Annotated in this window: 15 protein-coding genes and 1 tRNA gene; 5 read left to right on the forward strand and 11 right to left on the reverse strand. The window is 72.8% G+C overall.

Annotated features, from left to right (window positions below; genetic code table 11):
• Positions 1-79: 79 nt before the first annotated feature.
• The 6 genes from efeB to ACZ64A_RS31810 form a co-directional block, all read right to left on the reverse strand.
• Complete coding sequence (gene efeB, locus ACZ64A_RS31785; RefSeq protein WP_469815326.1) at positions 80-1,384, reverse strand: iron uptake transporter deferrochelatase/peroxidase subunit; 1,305 nt, start codon at positions 1,382-1,384, stop codon at positions 80-82.
• Positions 1,385-1,391: 7 nt separating this feature from the next.
• Positions 1,392-3,320 carry a copper resistance CopC/CopD family protein gene (locus tag ACZ64A_RS31790; RefSeq protein WP_469815328.1) on the reverse strand — a complete coding sequence of 643 codons (1,929 nt, stop codon included), beginning with the start codon at positions 3,318-3,320 and terminating at the stop codon, positions 1,392-1,394.
• Positions 3,321-3,330: 10 nt separating this feature from the next.
• The gene (locus tag ACZ64A_RS31795) at positions 3,331-3,822 is read right to left on the reverse strand and encodes a copper chaperone PCu(A)C (protein WP_469815330.1); all 492 of its coding nucleotides are present in this window, start codon (positions 3,820-3,822) and stop codon (positions 3,331-3,333) included.
• The gene (locus ACZ64A_RS31800; protein ID WP_469815332.1) at positions 3,819-4,475 is read right to left on the reverse strand and encodes an SCO family protein; all 657 of its coding nucleotides are present in this window, start codon (positions 4,473-4,475) and stop codon (positions 3,819-3,821) included. The genes ACZ64A_RS31795 and ACZ64A_RS31800 overlap by 4 nt, the downstream gene beginning before the upstream one ends.
• 84 nt (positions 4,476-4,559) lie before the next feature.
• Positions 4,560-5,300, reverse strand: a complete 741-nt coding sequence (locus ACZ64A_RS31805) for a YcnI family copper-binding membrane protein (protein ID WP_469815334.1) — start codon at positions 5,298-5,300, stop codon at positions 4,560-4,562.
• Positions 5,301-5,445: 145 nt separating this feature from the next.
• Complete coding sequence (locus tag ACZ64A_RS31810) at positions 5,446-6,246, reverse strand: hypothetical protein (RefSeq protein ID WP_469815335.1); 801 nt, start codon at positions 6,244-6,246, stop codon at positions 5,446-5,448.
• A gap of 203 nt (positions 6,247-6,449) precedes the next feature.
• On the opposite strand from ACZ64A_RS31810, the gene ACZ64A_RS31815 reads away from it, so the two are divergent.
• Complete coding sequence (locus tag ACZ64A_RS31815; RefSeq protein WP_469815337.1) at positions 6,450-6,896, forward strand: ATP-binding protein; 447 nt, start codon at positions 6,450-6,452, stop codon at positions 6,894-6,896.
• 35 nt (positions 6,897-6,931) lie between these two features.
• Here the strand turns inward: ACZ64A_RS31815 and ACZ64A_RS31820 are convergent, their stop codons facing one another.
• On the reverse strand, positions 6,932-8,416 hold the full coding sequence (locus tag ACZ64A_RS31820; RefSeq protein WP_469815339.1) for an aminopeptidase P family protein: 1,485 nt from the start codon (positions 8,414-8,416) through the stop codon (positions 6,932-6,934).
• 109 nt (positions 8,417-8,525) lie between these two features.
• Positions 8,526-9,920, reverse strand: coding sequence for a PP2C family protein-serine/threonine phosphatase (locus ACZ64A_RS31825; RefSeq protein ID WP_469815341.1), 1,395 nt, complete (start codon positions 9,918-9,920; stop codon positions 8,526-8,528).
• A 629-nt stretch (positions 9,921-10,549) separates the two neighbouring features.
• Between ACZ64A_RS31825 and ACZ64A_RS31830 the strand changes: the two genes are divergently transcribed.
• Positions 10,550-11,224, forward strand: coding sequence for a bifunctional DNA primase/polymerase (locus ACZ64A_RS31830; protein WP_469815342.1), 675 nt, complete (start codon positions 10,550-10,552; stop codon positions 11,222-11,224).
• A gap of 56 nt (positions 11,225-11,280) precedes the next feature.
• Positions 11,281-11,952, forward strand: coding sequence for a hypothetical protein (locus ACZ64A_RS31835; RefSeq protein WP_469815343.1), 672 nt, complete (start codon positions 11,281-11,283; stop codon positions 11,950-11,952).
• A gap of 244 nt (positions 11,953-12,196) precedes the next feature.
• Here ACZ64A_RS31835 and ACZ64A_RS31840 read toward each other — a convergent pair whose 3' ends face one another.
• The 3 genes from ACZ64A_RS31840 to ACZ64A_RS31850 form a co-directional block, all read right to left on the reverse strand.
• On the reverse strand, positions 12,197-13,162 hold the full coding sequence (locus tag ACZ64A_RS31840; RefSeq protein ID WP_469815344.1) for a DUF5926 family protein: 966 nt from the start codon (positions 13,160-13,162) through the stop codon (positions 12,197-12,199).
• A 205-nt stretch (positions 13,163-13,367) separates the two neighbouring features.
• Entirely contained in the window at positions 13,368-14,006 is a 639-nt protein-coding gene (locus tag ACZ64A_RS31845; protein ID WP_469815345.1) for an ATP-binding protein, read from the reverse strand.
• 178 nt (positions 14,007-14,184) lie between these two features.
• Entirely contained in the window at positions 14,185-15,012 is an 828-nt protein-coding gene (locus ACZ64A_RS31850) for a glycerophosphodiester phosphodiesterase (protein WP_469815347.1), read from the reverse strand.
• A gap of 280 nt (positions 15,013-15,292) precedes the next feature.
• On the opposite strand from ACZ64A_RS31850, the gene ACZ64A_RS31855 reads away from it, so the two are divergent.
• Both ACZ64A_RS31855 and ACZ64A_RS31860 read left to right on the forward strand, forming a co-directional pair.
• The gene (locus ACZ64A_RS31855) at positions 15,293-16,837 is read left to right on the forward strand and encodes a S1C family serine protease (RefSeq protein WP_469815349.1); all 1,545 of its coding nucleotides are present in this window, start codon (positions 15,293-15,295) and stop codon (positions 16,835-16,837) included.
• A 63-nt stretch (positions 16,838-16,900) separates the two neighbouring features.
• Positions 16,901-16,987, forward strand: a tRNA-Ser gene (locus tag ACZ64A_RS31860).
• Positions 16,988-16,993: the final 6 nt, after the last annotated feature.

Below are 16,993 nucleotides of genomic sequence, written 5' to 3' on the forward strand. Positions count from 1 at the left end.
GCGTCTCACGCACGCCACTCGACCGAGTGGTTTGAACCCGGAAAACGGCGCTGCGGAGGCACCCCGTCCGGTATCCCGCTCACCCCTCCAGCAGCCGCTGTCCCACGTACTCCCCCTTCGCCGCGCCGCCCGGCACCGCGAAGAGCCCGCTGGTCTCGTGGCGGATGAACCGGGACAGCGCGTCCCCGCGGTCCAGCTTGCGCTGCACCGGTACGAAGCCGCGCAGCGGGTCGGCCTGCCAGCAGATGAACAGCAGCCCCGCGTCCGGCACCCCGTGCGCGTCGAAGCCGTCGTGGTACGAGAACGGCCGCCGCAGCATCGCCGCGCCGCCGTTGCGGTCGGGCCGCGTGATGCGCGCGTGCGCATTGATCGGGACGACGTACTCGCCGTTCGCGTCGGTCTTCTCCAGGTCCATCTCGGTGGTCTCGGTGCCGCCCGACAGCGGCGCCCCGTCGGACTTGCGCCGCCCGATCACCGCCTCCTGGTCGCGCACCGCCAGCTTCTCCCAGTCGTCGAGGAGCATGCGGATCCGGCGTACGACGGCATAGGAGCCGTTCGCCATCCAGGCGGGCTCCCCACCGGCCGGCACGAAGATCCGCCGGTCGAAGTCGGGGTCCGCCGGCTTCGGATTGCGGGTGCCGTCCACCTGGCCCATGAGGTTGCGGGCCGTCATGGGGTGGGCGGTGGCGCCCGGTGTGCGGTTGAAGCCGTTCATCTGCCAGCGCAGCCGGGCGGCCGAGCCGGCGTCCTTCTGGATCGCGCGCAGGGCGTGGAAGGCGACCAGGGCGTCGTCGGCCCCGATCTGCACCCACAGGTCGCCGTCGCTGCGGGCCTTGTCGAGCTGGTCGGAGGAGAAGGCGGGCAGCGGGTCCAGCGCGACGGGCCGCTGCTTGTCCAGCCCGGTCTTCCCGAAGAAGCTGTGCCCGAAGCCGAAGGTGACCGTCAGCGAGGACGGTCCGGCGTCCCGGGCCACGCCGGTGTCGTCGTGGGCCGCGGGCTCGCCCGCCATGAGCCGCTCCGCGGTCGCCGACCAGCGGCGCAGCAGGGCTGCGGCCTCCTTGCGGCCCGCACCCGGGACGAGGTCGAACGCGGCGAGGTGGCCGCGGGCCTGGAGACCCTCGGTGATACCGGGCTGATGTTTCCCGTGAAACATCGCGCGACCGTCCCCGAGCGAGGTGAGCGGCGTGGCCTGCGCCGGTGCGGCCGCGTAACCCGCCGCCGCACCGGCCGCGCCGAGCACGAGCCCGGTGGCACCGGCGGTGCCGAGCAGCCGGCGCCGTGAGACGCCCTGCGGCTGCGGATCCGGTAGCGCCGAGGCCATGGTGCCCTTGGTGGACCGGGTGCCCTTGGCGGACCGGGCGGGCGAGGGGGACTGGTCGGGCATGGTGCACTCAGCCGATCTGCGCGTTCTTGGAGACGGTCACCTGGTCGATGTCGGAGGTCCGTACGGTCACGGCGACCTTCCAGTCGCCGGCCATCGGGATCTGCACCCCGTCCGCCGACCAGTGTCCGGTGGTGATGTGGTCCGGGACGACGGGCAGCGGCCCGATGTTCCTGGCGGTGAGCGTGAAGGCGATCTTCAGCTCGGGCACGTCGTAGGCGCGGCCGTCGGGGCGGGTGACGTAGACGTGCATCTCGTTGGCACCGGCGCGGGCGGGGTCGAGGTCGATGCTGACGACGCCCTTGCCGTCCTTGCCGCCGGTGTCGAACGGGATGTCCAGCGTGACCGCGCCCGACCCGGCGACCGCCGAGGACGAAGAGGACGAAGCGGAGGAAGAGGTGGCAGCCTTGGCGGCCTCCTCGGTGCGGCCCGGCTCGGTGGACGTGAGCACGGTGGTCACCGCGAGCAGCACCACGGCGACACCGGCCTCGGCGAGGACGGAGCGGCGCAGTCCGAACCGGTCCGGATCGGCGTCGCGCTGCTGCTTGCGGCGGGCGGCCTCCATGGCGGCCTGCTGCCGGGCGAGCTGCGCGGCGCGCGGGGAGTCGGCGGCGGGAGCGGTGACGCGTTCCTTCTTCTTGCTCTGCCTGACGACCGGGTCGCTCAGCCGGGCCGTCCACCGCCGGGAGACCGACGCGAGCCCGACGAGCACCGCCACGAGCCCGATCTTGACGAGCAGCAGCTGTCCATAGCGGGTGTCGGTGAAGGCCGACCAGGAGCCGAGCTGCCGCCAGGACTGGTAGACGCCCGTGGCCACGAGGGCGAGGACGCTGCCGAAGGCGACGGTGGAGAAGCGGCGCACGGCGGCGGCCTCGACGGGGGTGTCGGCCGGCGCGAAGTACAGGGAGACGAGCAGTGCGGTCAGCCCGCCGAGCCAGGCGGCGACGGCGAGCAGGTGGACGACGTCGACCGGCATGGCCAGACCCGCCTGGAGCCCCACGGAGGCGTGCTCGGCCATCGCCCAGCTCGCCGCGAGACCCGCCGCGACGACGGTGCCGCCGATCGCCAGACCGAAGGTCAGATCCCGCTTCTCCTCCTCGTCCCCTGAGTCGTGCTGTCGGCGCGAAGCGCCGTCACTGAGGGTGGTGGTGGGCGACGGGCGGGCGTACGCGCCGAAGAGGACCGCGATGAACAGCGCCGCCGCCGCGAGCAGCAGCAGCCGGGAGACCAGCGCCGCACCGGACTTGGTCTGCAGCACCTGACCGAGCAGGTCCAGGTCGACGATGTCGGCCGCCTTGCCGGAGGTGGTGTACGCGCCGCGCAGGAGCAGCAGGGCCAGGGTGGCCCCCGTCAGGGCGACCCAGCCGGAGACCACGAGCCGCTGCACGGCCCGCACCCCGGTGCCGCGCCGCCAGCAGGCCAGCACGAACGCGGCGCCGCCGGTCAGCACGATGAAACCGGCGTACGACACATACCGGCCGAGCCCGTACAGCGCGCCGACCACGCCGCCCCCGGCCCCCTGCCCGCCGACGGAGACAGAGGTCTTGGAGGGGGCGCCGATGGAGAAGGTGTAGGCGCCGGAGACGGGATGGCTGTCCGCGGAGACGACCTGGTAGGTGACGGTGTACGTGCCGTCGGGCAGCCCGCTGTGCAGGGCCACGGCGTAGGTGGTGCCGCTGACCTCGGACGGCTTGCCGTCGTCGACGCGCTTGCCCTTGGGGTCGAGGACGCGCAGCGCGTCGTCGTTCAGGGCGACCTTCTCGGAGAAGGTCAGCGAGACCCGTGCGGGCGCCTGCCTGACCACCGCCCCCTGCTGGGGGTCGCTGCCGGTCAGCGCGGCGTGCGCGGAGGCCGGCGCGGCACCGGCGAGCAGCGCGCCGAGCGCGGCCACGAACAGCAGCACCAGGGTCCGGACGCGGGGGGCGATGGTCGGGGTCACGGTGGCTCCCTCAGTGTCCGGTCGCGGGGTTGTACGTCGGGGCCTTCACCGGCATCCGGACCTGGACGGTGCCGGAGTGGGCGAAGTGCAGTGCGACGGTCACGTTCTCGCCCTGCTTCGGCTTGCGCTTCAGCTGGTCGAACATCAGATGGTTGCCGCCGCTGGCGAACACCACCCGGCCGTGCGCCGGGACGGGGAGGGCGGCGACCTCGCGCATCGCTCCGCCCGCCGTCTCGTGGACGGTGACGCTGCCGGCTATGTCGCTGGTGACGGACGTCAGTTCGTCCTTCGCCCCGCCGTTGTTGGCGATGGTCAGGAAGCCGGCCGCCATGTCCGAGACGGGCTGGGGCATGTAGGCGGAGCTGACGGACAGCACGGCCTTCCCGGGCCCGGCGTCCGAACCGGAGCCCGCCCCGGAGCCGGAGCCCGAGCCGGAGGAGCCGCAGCCGGTCAGGAGCAGGGCGCCGGTCAGGGCGGCGGCACCGGCGGCGCAGGCCCTCACGGGTTCTCCCCCTTGATGATCTTGGGGAGGTCCTTGGTGTAGTCGTCGACGGTGGTGTCCTCGCCGTAGTACAGGTAACCGCGGTCGGTCTTCGGGGAGAAGGCGAAGACCTGCGTGCCGTGCACGGAGACGAGCTTGCCGTTCTTGTCCTTCTTCGTCGGCTCGATGGAGATGCCGAGGGTGCGGGCGCCCGCCTGGACGGTGGCGAAGTTCCCGGTCAGCCCGACGAACTGGCTGTCGATGCCGTTCAGCCACTTGCCCAGCTCGGCCGGGGTGTCACGGCCGGGGTCGGTGGTGACGAACACGACCCGTAGCTTGTCCTGTTCGGCCTTGGGCAGCTGCTTCTTGGCGACGGCGATGTTGCTCATCGTCAGCGGGCACACGTCCGGGCAGTGGGTGTAGCCGAAGTAGATCAGCGTCGGCCGGCCCGCGGTCTCCTTGCGGAGGTCGTAGGTCTTGCCGTGGGTGTCGGTCAGGACCAGGTCCGGCTTCTCGAACGGCTGGTCGAGGACGGTGCCGGCCTTGCCCGAGCCGGACTCCTCGGAGACGACGGAGACGGGCCCGGCGTTGTCGTCACCACCGCCGCCGCAGGCGGTCAGGGTCAGTACGGCGGCGGCGAGCAGGCCGGCCGCCGCGAAGGTCTTGGTGCGCATGGAGAGGGATCCCAAAAGGTCGATCACCGGGCGTGTGCGGGGGCCACGGATGCGGCCCCCGCACACGCCACGGACGGGCGGAGGTCAGGCGGCGGTGCGCCGGCGGCCGGCGAACACGCCGTACGCCACACCCGCCGCGCCGACGACGATGCCCGCGATGCCGAGCACGCGGGCGGTGGTGTCGGTGTCGGAGCCGCCGGACGCCTTGGTCCCGGCGGCGGTCTTCTCGGCGCCCCCGGCACTGTCGTCGGAGGCGTCGGAGGCACCGGACGCGCCGTGCTCGTCGTCCGAGGCGGCGGTGAGCTTCAGGACCGGGGCGGGGTTCTCGGGTTCGGCCTGGCCGTCCTGCTGGATCTCGATCCAGCGGACGACCTCGTTGTTGGAGTACGTCTGGAGCGCCTTGAAGACGAGCTTGTCGGTGTCCTCGGGCAGCTGGCCGACGGAGAGCGGGAACTTCTGGAAGTAGCCCGGCTTGATGCCTTCGCCCTCGGCGGTCCAGGTCACCTTGGAGACCGCCTCGGTGATCTTCTCGCCGTGCATCGTGAGCGGCTTGGCCAGCTTCGCCTTGGTGACGTCGATCTTCCAGCCCGGGATCGCCTGCGGGGCCACCGAGGCCAGCGGGTGGTCGGCGGGCAGGCTGACCTCGACCTTGGTGGTCGAGGCGTTGTCGCGCTCGTTGGGCACCTTGAAGTCGACGACGGCGTAACCGCCCTTGGCGGCGGCGCCCTCGGGCTGCACGGAGACGTGCGCGAAGGCGGGCGTCGACAGGACGGTCAGACCGGCCACGGCGAGAACGACGGGGACGGCTGCACGGGAAACCTTCATGGAAGGGTGCACTCCACTTCGAGTGAGTCCGGCGGTGCGAAGGACCGGCCGGTGAGGAAGAGGGATACGCACGCGCACGCGTGCGTGCTGCGCTGCACGACGGCGCCGTCCTCTCGTTCTCTCGTGGAGTGGCGGTCGCGTCGCGCTAGGCGGCGAGGGTGAGCGCGGTGGCGGGCGGGCCCCGCCGGATCACCGTGTGCTGGAGTGCGAGGGTGTGCGGGGCGGGCGGCGCGAACAGCGCGGTGCGCGCCGGGCGCGGCCCCGTGGCGGGCGCCGTCGGCAGCCCGGCGAGCAGGGCGCGCACCAGCGCGAGCGCCGCGCGCAGGGACCGGACGAGCGCCCCTTCCGCGACCTCGTGCGCCGACAGCGCGGCCAGTTCCATGATCCGCAGCAGGGCGGTGTCGCCGCGGCGCAGCAGCCAGCCCGCGGCGAGCGCCGCGAGGACGTGCCCGAGCAGCATCGGCAGCGACGGCAGCAGGGCGGCGGGGGAGCCGACGGCGGTGGACAGGGCGTCGGCCGGATGATGCGCCGGAGTGCCCTGGACACGCGCGGTCGCCAGGATCCGCTGGGCCTGGACGGGGCTGAGCGGAGCCGCCCCGGCCCCGCACACGAGCCGCGCCGCCTGCGCCACCAGGGAGGCGTCCGAGGCCGTGGAGGTGGTCCCGGCCGTGTGCTGGCCCAGCCCGAACAGCGTGTGCAGCACGGTCTGCCCGGCCCCGAGCAGGGCGGCGATGCCCCACAGGGAACGCTCCCGGCCGGCCAGCGCGGCCGCGACGAGGAACACCCCGAGGAAACCCGCGCCCAGCGTCCACAGCGGGACCGTGGCGCAGGATGCCAGCGCGTGCCCCCCGGCGGCCAGCACGACGCAGACCGCGGCGAACACCGCGGCCCGCAGAAGCCGGACGTCACGTCCGGCGCGCACCGAGCGCGAGTGGGGGGCAGTCATGGCGGGGCCATCATCGCACTGCTCTCACCGCCGCCATACGGCAGGTCCGCAAGATGCCGAATGCGCACTCGGGCCCCACATACACCGATTGCCGTCGTCCGCGCATCCCCCATATGGGCGGCATCACGTCAATTCCTGGCTTACATCCCGGCGCGGGCGGCAATACGTATCGGTATGTCGAGCCGCGGCCGGGAGGCTGGAGCATGAGCATCTGGTGGTCACTCCATCTGCGGCGCGAAGCCGCGAGCGTGCCCCTGGCCCGGCGCCTGCTGCTCGGCGCGATGGAGACGGCGGGCGTCGACCCCGACATCTCCTACGACCTGTCCGTCGCCCTGAGCGAGGCCTGCGCCAACGCCGTCGAGCACGGCGGGCACCGAGGCCCCGGCGACTGCGCGGAGGCCTACCGCGTCACCGCCTACCTCGACGGGGAGATGTGCCGCATCGAGGTCGCCGACGCCGGCCCGGGCTTCACCGCCGCCGGTCCGCCCCGCCGCGCGCACGACGACGCCGAGCACGGCCGGGGCCTCTTCCTCATCCGCGAACTCGCCGACCACGTCCACGTCGGCAACAAGCCCGGACGCGGCGGCGCGGTCGTGAGCTTCGACAAGATCCTCAAATGGCGCGAGGACGCGCCGCTGGTGGCCGTCTGACCCCGGCGGCGCGCCCTCGGCGAGCACCCGGTGCGTCAGCCCTTGAGCTGCGCCATCCAGGACTCCACCTCGTCCGAGCGGCGCGGCAGCGCGGCGGACAGGTTCCGGTTGCCGTCCTCGGTGACCAGGATGTCGTCCTCGATACGAACACCGATGCCGCGGTACTCCTCGGGCACCGTCAGGTCGTCGGCCTGGAAGTACAGGCCCGGCTCGACGGTGAGGACCATCCCCGGCTCCAGCGTGCCGTCGACATAGGTCTCGGTGCGGGCGGCGGCGCAGTCGTGGACGTCCATGCCGAGCATGTGACCGGTGCCGTGCAGGGTCCAGCGGCGCTGCAGACCGAGCTCCAGCACCCGCTCCACCGGGCCCTCCACCAGACCCCACTCGACGAGCTTCTCGGTGAGGACGCGCTGCGCGGCGTCGTGGAAGTCGCGGAACTTGGCGCCCGGCCCGACCGCCGCGATGCCGGCCTCCTGGGCCTCGTACACGGCGTCGTAGATCTTCTTCTGGATCTCGGAGAAGCGGCCGTCGACCGGCAGCGTGCGCGTGACGTCGGCGGTGTAGTACGTGTGCGTCTCGACGCCGGCGTCCAGCAGGAGCAGGTCGCCGGAGCGGACCGGGCCGTCGTTGCGCACCCAGTGCAGGGTGCAGGCGTGCGGGCCGGCCGCGGCGATGGTGCCGTAGCCGACGTCGTTGCCCTCGACGCGGGCGCGCAGGAAGAACGTGCCCTCGATGTAGCGCTCGCTGGTGGCCTCGGCCTTGTCCAGGACCTTCACGACGTCCTCGAAGCCGCGGACCGTCGAGTCGACGGCCTTCTGCAGCTCGCCGATCTCGAAGTCGTCCTTGACCAGCCGGGCCTCGGAGAGGAAGACGCGCAGCTCCTCGTCGCGCTCGGCGGTGACCTTGTCGGTCAGCGCCTCCTCGATGCCGGCGTCGTGACCGCGGACGACGCGGACCGGGCCGGTGGCCTCGCGCAGCGCGTCGGCCAGCTCACGGACGTCGGCGACCGGGATGCCGTACAGCTTCTCGGACTCGGTCAGGGAGTGGCGGCGGCCCACCCACAGCTCGCCCTGGCCGGAGAGCCAGAACTCGCCGTTCTCACGGTCGGAGCGCGGCAGCAGGTAGAGCGTCGCCTCGTGACCCCCGGCGCGGGGCTCCATGACCAGGACGCCGTCCTCGGTCTGGTTGCCGGTGAGGTAGGCGTACTCGACGGACGCCCGGAAGGGGTAGTCCGTGTCGTTGGAGCGGACCTTCAGGTTGCCCGCGGGGACGACGAGACGCTCGCCGGGGAAACGGGCGGACAGCTGCGCGCGGCGCGCGGCGGTCTCGGCGGCCTGGGCGATCGGCTGCAGGTCCTGCAGCTCGGTGTCGGCCCAGCCGGACTTCATGTTCTCCGCCAGCTCGTCGGAGACGCCCGGGTAGAGGCCGTTCTTCCGCTGCTTGATCGGCTCGTCGGTCTCCGGGCCCGCTGCGGTAGCAGCAATGTCGGGCTCAGTCGGAAGCTCCTCCGCCACGGTCATCCTCCTTGGGTACGGCACTGGACCGCCTCCATCGTACGGTCGTACGGAAGGGGGCCCAGGGCGCTATGACCCATTACACGAGGTGACCTGCCGGCCTGGCTCCGGGCGGCTACTCGAACCGCGCCGCCAGCAGGACCACGTCCTCCTCCGAATCGACCGCGTCCAGCCCGTCCGGCAGGACCGTGCGCAGCACGTGGTCCACGAGCGCGTCCGGATCGTCCCGCAGCGAGCGGGGCACCCCGGCGGCCGCCGCGTGCAGCCGCGCGAAGGCACGGTCGACCGGGTCGCCGGTACGGTGCAGCAGCCCGTCGGTGTAGAGCAGCACCGTCTCGCCGGGCTCGGCCTGCAGCTCCACACTGGGCGCCTCCCAGCAGGCGAGCATGCCGAGCGGCGCGGAGACGGACGTCTCGACGAACTCGGTGCGCCGCCGGCCGACCAGCAGCGGCGGGCAGTGCCCGGCCCCGGCGAGGGTGATCTTGCGCAGCGCGGGCTCGCAGTACGCGAACAGCGCGGTGGCCGAGCGGGCGGGCTCGGTGAGCCGCAGCAGCAGCTCCAGGTCGGACAGGACGGCGACCGGGTCCTCGCCCTCCATCACGGCGTACGCCCGCAGGGACGCCCGCAGCCGGCCCATCGCGGCGACGGCGCTCGGCCCGGAGCCGGTGACCGCGCCGACCGCGAGGCCCAGGGCGGCGTCCGGCAGCGGCAGCGCGTCGTACCAGTCGCCGCCGCCGCGCGGCCCGGTGCGGTGCCGGGCGGCGAGCTGGACACCGGCGACGCGGGGGAGCCGGGACGGCAGCAGTTCCTCGGCGATGGTCGCCACGCACGCGCGCGTGCGCTCCACCTCCAGCAGGCGGGCGAGGTGTTCGGCGGCGTAGCGGGCGTACAGGCCGATCAGATGGCGCTGGCGCTCGACCGGTTCGGCCGGCTCGTCATAGAGCCAGACGGCGGCGCCGAGGCGGCCGCCGGCCTCGGCGGACAGGGGGAGGGCGTAGCTGGCGGCGTATCCGAGGCGGGCGGCGACCTCGCGGTGGCGGGGGTCGAGACCGTCCCCGGCGAGCAGGTCGGGCTCGGTGATCTCGTGGTCCCCGCCGGGCAGTCCGTCGAGGATGCGGCCGAAGGAGGTGGCGCTGCGCGGCACGGTCTCGATGTGGCCGAGATCGGCGCGTCCGAGCCCCAGGCCGATGGTGGTGTCGGGGCCCTGCCGGTCGGCCGGTTCGAGGACGACCAGTCCGCGCCGGGCGCCGACCAGGGCGGCTCCGGCGCGCAGCAGTTCCTGCAGGGCGTCGTCCAGGGCCCGCGTGCGGGCCAGGCGCTCGGTGAGTTCGTGCAGGGTCGTCAGATCGGAGACCCAGCCGGCGAGCCGGTCCTGGAGCAGGGCGCCGGGGGCGTGCGGCGGCGGCACAGGGGCGGTGCCCGCCGGGGCGGGCGCGGGCGCGGCAGTGTGCGCGGGGGCTGGAACCGCTGCATCGATTCCAGCCACTTTCTGAGGATGAGGGGCGTTCATGGCAACCGGCTTTCCGACCGGTGCGTACTGCTGAAAAGCATCGCAAACCCCCATGTCTTCTGCGCCGCTAGCAGTGTCTCCACATGTACACGCACTCGTGAGGGGATGTCCAGCATTGTCCTGCTGGGATTCCTGGTGTCCGTGGTGTTCACGGGCTTTGCGGGGCTTCCGTCGGTAACCCCTTGCGTAATAGCGAAGTTGGCTGAAAACTGCCTCGGGTATCGGGTGATTGCGGTCGACTGGGCTTGCTCCACGGAGCGTCACAGCGGTCGTGATGGGTACGTACTCGGTATGGGCCGGGGTGGTGGGGGCCACCCGGAACCTGGTGTCCGGACCGGGCGTCTTAGCCACCGACGACCCAGCCCCATCCTCCCGTGGCGGAGGCGAAGCGAACAACGCGCAACGGCAAACGCCATACTTCGCCACCCCACGCCACGCCCATGCTTGTGCTGGACGCGGTATGGACGTCAGCGGTCGCACGAAAGCCGCCGAAGCTCGGCCCAGAGGGGTTCCCCGCGCGTCAGGCCGGGGTGTGATGCGCCAGCAGGTACGCACAGTGCAGAGATCGACACATGGTGTGACATGGTCCTCGGTGTTGCCAGGCGTGCAACGGAAAGGAACGAGCGCTCATGCGCGAGATCCCCGGAAGGCGACGCAGGCTCCTGTCCCGTCTGTCCCGGCGGAAGGACGAGGGGTCTGAGTTGATCGGCGCGGCCCTGACATTCGCCACCCAGTGGGGGTGGCCCGTGCTGCCCGGTGTGGCGGCCGACCCCGAGGGGCGCTCCCGCTGCGCCTGCCCCGACCCGGAGTGCACGGTGCCCGGGGCGCACCCCTTCGACCCCGGCCTGCTCGCCGCCACCACCGACGAGCGCATGGTGCGCTGGTGGTGGACCAACCGGCCGACCGCGCCGATCGTCCTCGCCACCGGCGGCCGTGCGCCCTGCGCGGTGAGCCTGCCCGCCCTGCCGGCCGCCCGCGCGCTCGCCGCACTCGACCGCGAGGGCATGCGCCTCGGTCCGGTGGTCGCCTCCGACACCCGCTGGTCGATCCTCGTGCGCCCCTACTCCCTGGAGCAGTTGGGCGAGCTGCTGTACGCCAAGGACTTCGTCCCCGGCTCGCTGCGCTTCCACGGCGAGGGCGGCTACATCGCGCTGCCGCCCTCCGGGACCGGCCGCGGCGCCGTCCGCTGGGAGCGCGCCCCGCTGCCCGGCTCGGCCGCCCCCTGGGTGCCGGACGTCGAGGCCGTGGTGGACGCGGTGGTCGACGCCCTCACTCGTACGGGTGTGAGCGCGCCCGAGTTGTAGGGGTGTCGGACGCGACCGGATCCGTGCGCCCGGTCGCTGTCGTTATCGTCCCTTTCATGAACCTCCGCCTTGCAGCCCTCGTGGGCGTCGTGGCGTGCGCGGTCGCCCTGCCGCTGGCCGTGGCGTCCGCGGGCGGCGTGGGCGACGCGGGCCACTCGGTCGTACGGTCACCGTCGTACGCCGGTGTCACCTACGACGACGAGAAAGCGACCGGCGCGCGTGCCTCCGCCGTCGCCTCCGGCACTGCCGACGCCTCCTCCCCCCGGGAGGGCTCCGCATCCGGTGCCGGCTCCTCCGCTCGCGGCGGCGCCGGTTCCGCGACGCGGCAGGCACCCCCCGCCACGCCCACCCGGTCCCCGCTCCTGCTGGGACTCGGCCTGGCCACCGCCGCCCGCTGCGGCCCCGAGGTCACCTCGCCCGACGGCATCGAGGCCCAGACCTGCGTGCTGACCCAGGGCGCCGAGACCTGGGCGCGCACCTACTACCGCAACACCACCGGCAGGGTGCTGGAGTCGGTGCTGAGCCTGATGGGGCCCGGCGGGCACGCGGTGCAACTGCGCTGCCCTGTGGGCGCCGAGGACGAGCCGGGGACCTGCGAGACGCCCCGGGAGCCGACCCGTGGCACTCCGGACGCCTACACGGCCGTCGCGGAGTTCGCGCGAGCGGGGGGCGGCGGGTCGCTGCTGCTGCGGACCGGTAGCAACTCGCCGCAGGAGTCAGGGAGTTGAAAAGCGACGCCGGAGGGTGCACGGCGTCGCGCATGGAAAGACCCGGTTGCTGGCGACGGGGGATGCACCAGCAACCGGGCTACTCAGACCGTAACAAGAGATCGGCCCCACGCAAATTCGATCTCGCGTTTCCCTGGGGTATTCGGACACTCGCCGACGGGCCGCGACCGGGCCAATCGGACATCCGTGAGGCCCTGCCGCCGCCCGTGCTGTGACGGGCGTCACCCCTGGTGGCGCGCAGAGGTCAACTGAGCGTGACCTGCCGGTTGGTCAGCCCACCACGGGCCCGGCGCTCCTGGGCGGTCAGCGGCTCCTGCACGGCCAGCGCCTCGGCCAGGCGCTCGGCGAACTCGGCGGCCGGCTTCTCCACGTCCGCCGCCGTGACCGACGACGGCAGGTCCCACACCGGCACGGTCAGACCGTGGGCGCGGAACGAACCCACCAGGCGCGTGCCCTCGCCGAGGCTGGAACCGCCCGCCGCGTGCAGCCGCGCCAGCGCGTCCAGAAGCCGCTCCTCCGGGTGCGGCATGACCCAGCGCAGGTGGTTCTTGTCCGGGGTCTCGCACCAGTACGCCGCGTCGACGCCGGACAGCCGCACGGTCGGGATCGCCGCGGCGTTCGCCCGCTCCAGGGAGGCGGCGACCTCCGGCGTGGCGTTCTCCGCGTCCGGCACCCAGAACTCGAAACCGCTGTGCACCACCGGCTCGAACGCGCCCTTCGCATCGAGCAGGTCCTGCAGCCGCGGCCCGTCGGCCGGGGCACGACGGCCCTGCACCGGCGAGCCCGGCTCCGCCTGAAGGGCGCGCAGCAGCGTGTCGGCCAGATCGCGGCTGATGTCACCGGACGCCGTGTCGTTCTGCAGGCCGAGCAGGACCGACCCGTCGTCGCGGCGCAGCGCGGGCCAGGCCATCGGCAGCACCGTGGCCAGCGTGACCGACGGGACACCCTCGGGCAGGGCGTCCTCCAGGGGCAGCTCGACCGTGGCCGCCGGGACGAGTTCGCGCAGCGCCACCCAGTCGCACTCGCCGGGCAGCCCCTCGAACGGGCGGTGCACCAGCTCGGTCACCGCCTGCGCCGCGGCCCGGCCGTGGCAGGCCTTGTAGCGCCGGCCGCTGCCGCAGGGGCAGGGCTCGCGGGCGCCGACAACCGGGATCTCTCCCTCGCTCAGCTGAGGGCGCGCGGCCTTCGTCTGGGGTCGCTTCTTGGCCATGGTGCGTGTCTCCCGGATACGGCTCGTCTGATACGGCGCGAGCCTAGCCGTTCACGCCATGACCGACGCCGACCTGTGGACAACGCGGCGCGGACAGGCTGTGGACAACGCGGCGCCGACGGGCTGTGGACAACACCGGTGCGGGATCGCCCGAAGGCAAGCGGGGCCCGGGGGTGCGACCGCCTGCACCCGGAGGGGCCGCGCGTCAGTCCAGGTCGTCGAAGGCGTCCGTGAAGTCGAGGTCGGCCATCGCCGCGACCGGCGGCGCGGCCACGCGCGTGGCGAAGTCCTCGCGGCGGCGCCCGGCGTCCGGGTCGTAGACGTCGTCGTGGACGACGACCCACACCGTGACCTCGCCGCGTACGCCGTCCCGTACGCCCCAGTCGTCGGCGAGCGCGGTGATGATGTTCAGGCCGCGACCGCCGTGCGCGGTCACCGAGGGCGTGGCCGGGGCCGGACGGGTCGGTCCGCCGCCGTCGGTCACCTCGACCAGCAGCCGGCCGCTCGGGTCCACCCGCCACGCGGCCCGCACGTCACCGTCTCCGGCGAGCGCGTCGCCCAGGGGCCGGCCGTGTTTGCACGCGTTGCTCAAGAGTTCCGAAAGGATCAGTACGGCATCGTCGATGACCGATTCGGCCACACCGCTGCTGCGCAACTGGTCACGCATCCGGTGCCGTGCGTTCCCCACGCCCGCAGGGCCATGGGGTACGGCCATGCTCGACGACGTGGGCACCTCCTGTGCCACCACCAACGCCACCCCCGAGACCTCCTTCGCCCCACGCCACGGTGTGTTTGCCCCATTGGCCTGTACCGGAAACCGGCCAATCATCGTCCATGGACGCATTCACCGCCGTCGAACACGGACCGAACGCGCCGGAGCACTCCCCGTAAGCAAGTGGCTGGATTTCTTCGGTGTGGCCGAGAGGTGAGGATGGGACAGCAAGCGCATGAGGGTCAAGAGGTCTGTGTCACTAGCTGTGGTGACTGTGACCAAGTCCGGGCCCGTGACCGGGACAGGCCGGTCAGCGCCCCAACTGATCCAGCACCGCGCGCGGGCGGTTGGTGATGATGGCGTCGACCCCGAGCCGGGCGCACAGCTCCACGTCCTCCGGCTCGTTCACCGTCCACACGTGCACCTGCCGGCCGGCCTGCTTCAGCCGCTCCACATACCCGGGATGACCGCGCACGATCCGGATCGACGGGCCCGCGATCCCCACCCCCGCCGGTAGCCGCCCGTCGCGCAACCGCGGTGAGACGAACTGCATCAGATACACCGTCGGCAGAGTCGGCGCGGCGGCACGCACGCGGTGCAGCGAACGCGCGGAGAAGCTCATGACGCGGACCCGCGACTCCTCGGGCGAGGCCGGCGCGTCCAGGCCGTACCGCTTGAGCAGGTGCAGCAGCCGCTCCTCGACCTGCCCGGCCCAGCGGGTCGGGTGCTTGGTCTCGATGGCCAGTTCGACCCGCCGCCCCGCGTCGGCCACGAGCTCCAGCAGCCGCTCCAGGGTCAGTACGGACGTCGCCTCGCGGTCCTCCGGCCGGAACTCCCAGTCCGGCTCCTCGTCCCGCCCGCGCCAGGCCTCGCGGTTCTTCCAGGAGCCGAAGTCCAGCGCGGCCAGGTCGGCGAGCTCCAGGGCGGAGACCGCGCCGCGGCCGTTGGACGTACGGTTGACGCGGCGGTCGTGCACGCACACGAGGTGCCCGTCGGCGGTCAGGCGGACATCGCACTCGAGGGCGTCCGCGCCGTCCTCGATGGCCTTGCGGTAGGCGGCGAGCGTGTGCTCCGGCGCGTCCTCGGAAGCCCCGCGGTGGGCGACGACTTGGATGGGGTGCGGTCGTGCGTGGGTCACCGCGTCATGGTGCCACCGCGTCGGGGTACGCGGGGCACCGCGGGCGCGGTGAAAGCACGGTAAGCGTATCGGTGATACACCCCTTTAGTCCGACAGGTCCTATATAAAGGGTGGTCAAAGGGTTGCCGGGAACCCACAGCCACCGCTTATGGCCCCCTGACGGCTCGTGGGAAAAGCTGACGGCATACAAATGCACATGCACAGCGGCCCGTGTGGGTCCAAAGCCCGTGACCTGTGACCCGTGACCGACAACGACAGCCGTGGATCGAGGAGAAGAGCTGTGAGCACCGAGAACGAGGGCACTGAGGTACCCCCGGCCCCGTCTGCACCTCCCGTGCCGGTGGAAACTCCTGCAGCCTCCGCCCACCCGCCCGCCCCGGCCCCTCAGGCCGACGCACCGGCCCACCCGGTCCCGGCGCGCCCGGACCAGCCGCCGACGAGCGCCGCGCCCACTGCGGAGCAGCCCTCGGCGCAGGCACCCCAGGAGCCCCCCGCGGCACCGGCGGCGGCCCCCGCCGGCGCCGCACCGCACCACCCCGGCACCCCGGACGCCGCTGCGGGCACCCCCGGATCCGCCCCGCAGGCCGGCTGGCCGCCGCCGCCCCCCGCCACCCCGGCGTACGCCGCCGGCGGCAGCGGCGGCGGTGACCCGACGGCCGGCCACGGCTGGGGCGCGCCGTACCCGCCGCAGCCGGCACCGAAGCCCAAGTCCGGCCGCGGCGGCCTGGTCGCCGCGATCCTGGTGGCCGCGCTGGTCGCCGGCGGCCTGGGCGGCGGCCTCGGCTACACGCTGGCCAAGGACAACGACAGCAATGGCTCCACCACGGTCTCCGCGGCCACCAGCGGCGGCGACGTCAAGCGCGACCCCGGCACGGTCGCGGGCGTGGCCGCCAAGGCGCTGCCCAGCACGGTCACAATCCAGGCCGAGTCCACCAACGGCGAGGGCGGCACCGGCACCGGCTTCGTCTTCGACACCCAGGGCCACATCGTCACCAACAACCACGTCGTCGCCGACGCCGTGAACGGCGGCAAGCTCACCGCGACCTTCCCGAACGGCAAGAAGTACGACGCCGAGGTGGTGGGCCACGCCCAGGGCTACGACGTCGCCGTCATCAAGCTCAAGAACGCGCCGTCGGACCTCAAGCCGCTGCCCCTCGGCAACTCCGACCAGGTCGCCGTCGGCGACGCGACGATCGCGATCGGCGCGCCCTTCGGCCTGTCCAACACGGTGACGACCGGCATCATCAGCGCGAAGAACCGCCCGGTGGCCTCCAGCGACGGCTCCGGCAGCCAGGCGTCGTACATGAGCGCCCTGCAGACGGACGCCTCGATCAACCCGGGCAACTCCGGAGGGCCGCTGCTGGACGCGGGCGGCAACGTCATCGGCATCAACTCCGCGATCCAGTCCACCGGCAGCGGCGGCCTCGGCGGCTCCGGCCAGTCCGGCTCGATCGGCCTGGGCTTCGCCATCCCGATCAACCAGGCGAAGTACGTCGCCCAGCAGCTGATCAAGACGGGCAAGCCGGTGTACGCCAAGATCGGCGCGTCGGTGTCGCTGGAGGAGTCCAGTGGCGGCGCGACGATCACCTCACAGGGCGCGGGCGGCGCCTCGTCGGTGGAGCCGGGCGGTCCCGCGGCCCAGGCCGGCCTGAAGGCGGGCGACGTGATCACCAAGCTGGACGACCGGGTGATCGACTCCGGGCCCACCCTGATCGGCGAGATCTGGACCCACAAGCCGGGCGACAAGGTGACGATCACCTACGAGCGCGACGGCAAGTCCCACACGGTCGAACTGACCCTGGGCTCCCGCGTCGGCGACAGCTGACCCGCCCACGGCCCCTGCCGACCGGTTAGTCTTGTCCCCGCGCCGCCCCACCGGGTGGCGCGGGGAGGCGTGCCCGAGCGGCCGAAGGGAACGGTCTTGAAAACCGTCGTGGCAGCGATGTCACCGTGGGTTCAAATCCCACCGCCTCCGCGTGAC

Source organism: Streptomyces sp. NPDC104814 (assembly GCF_055583185.1).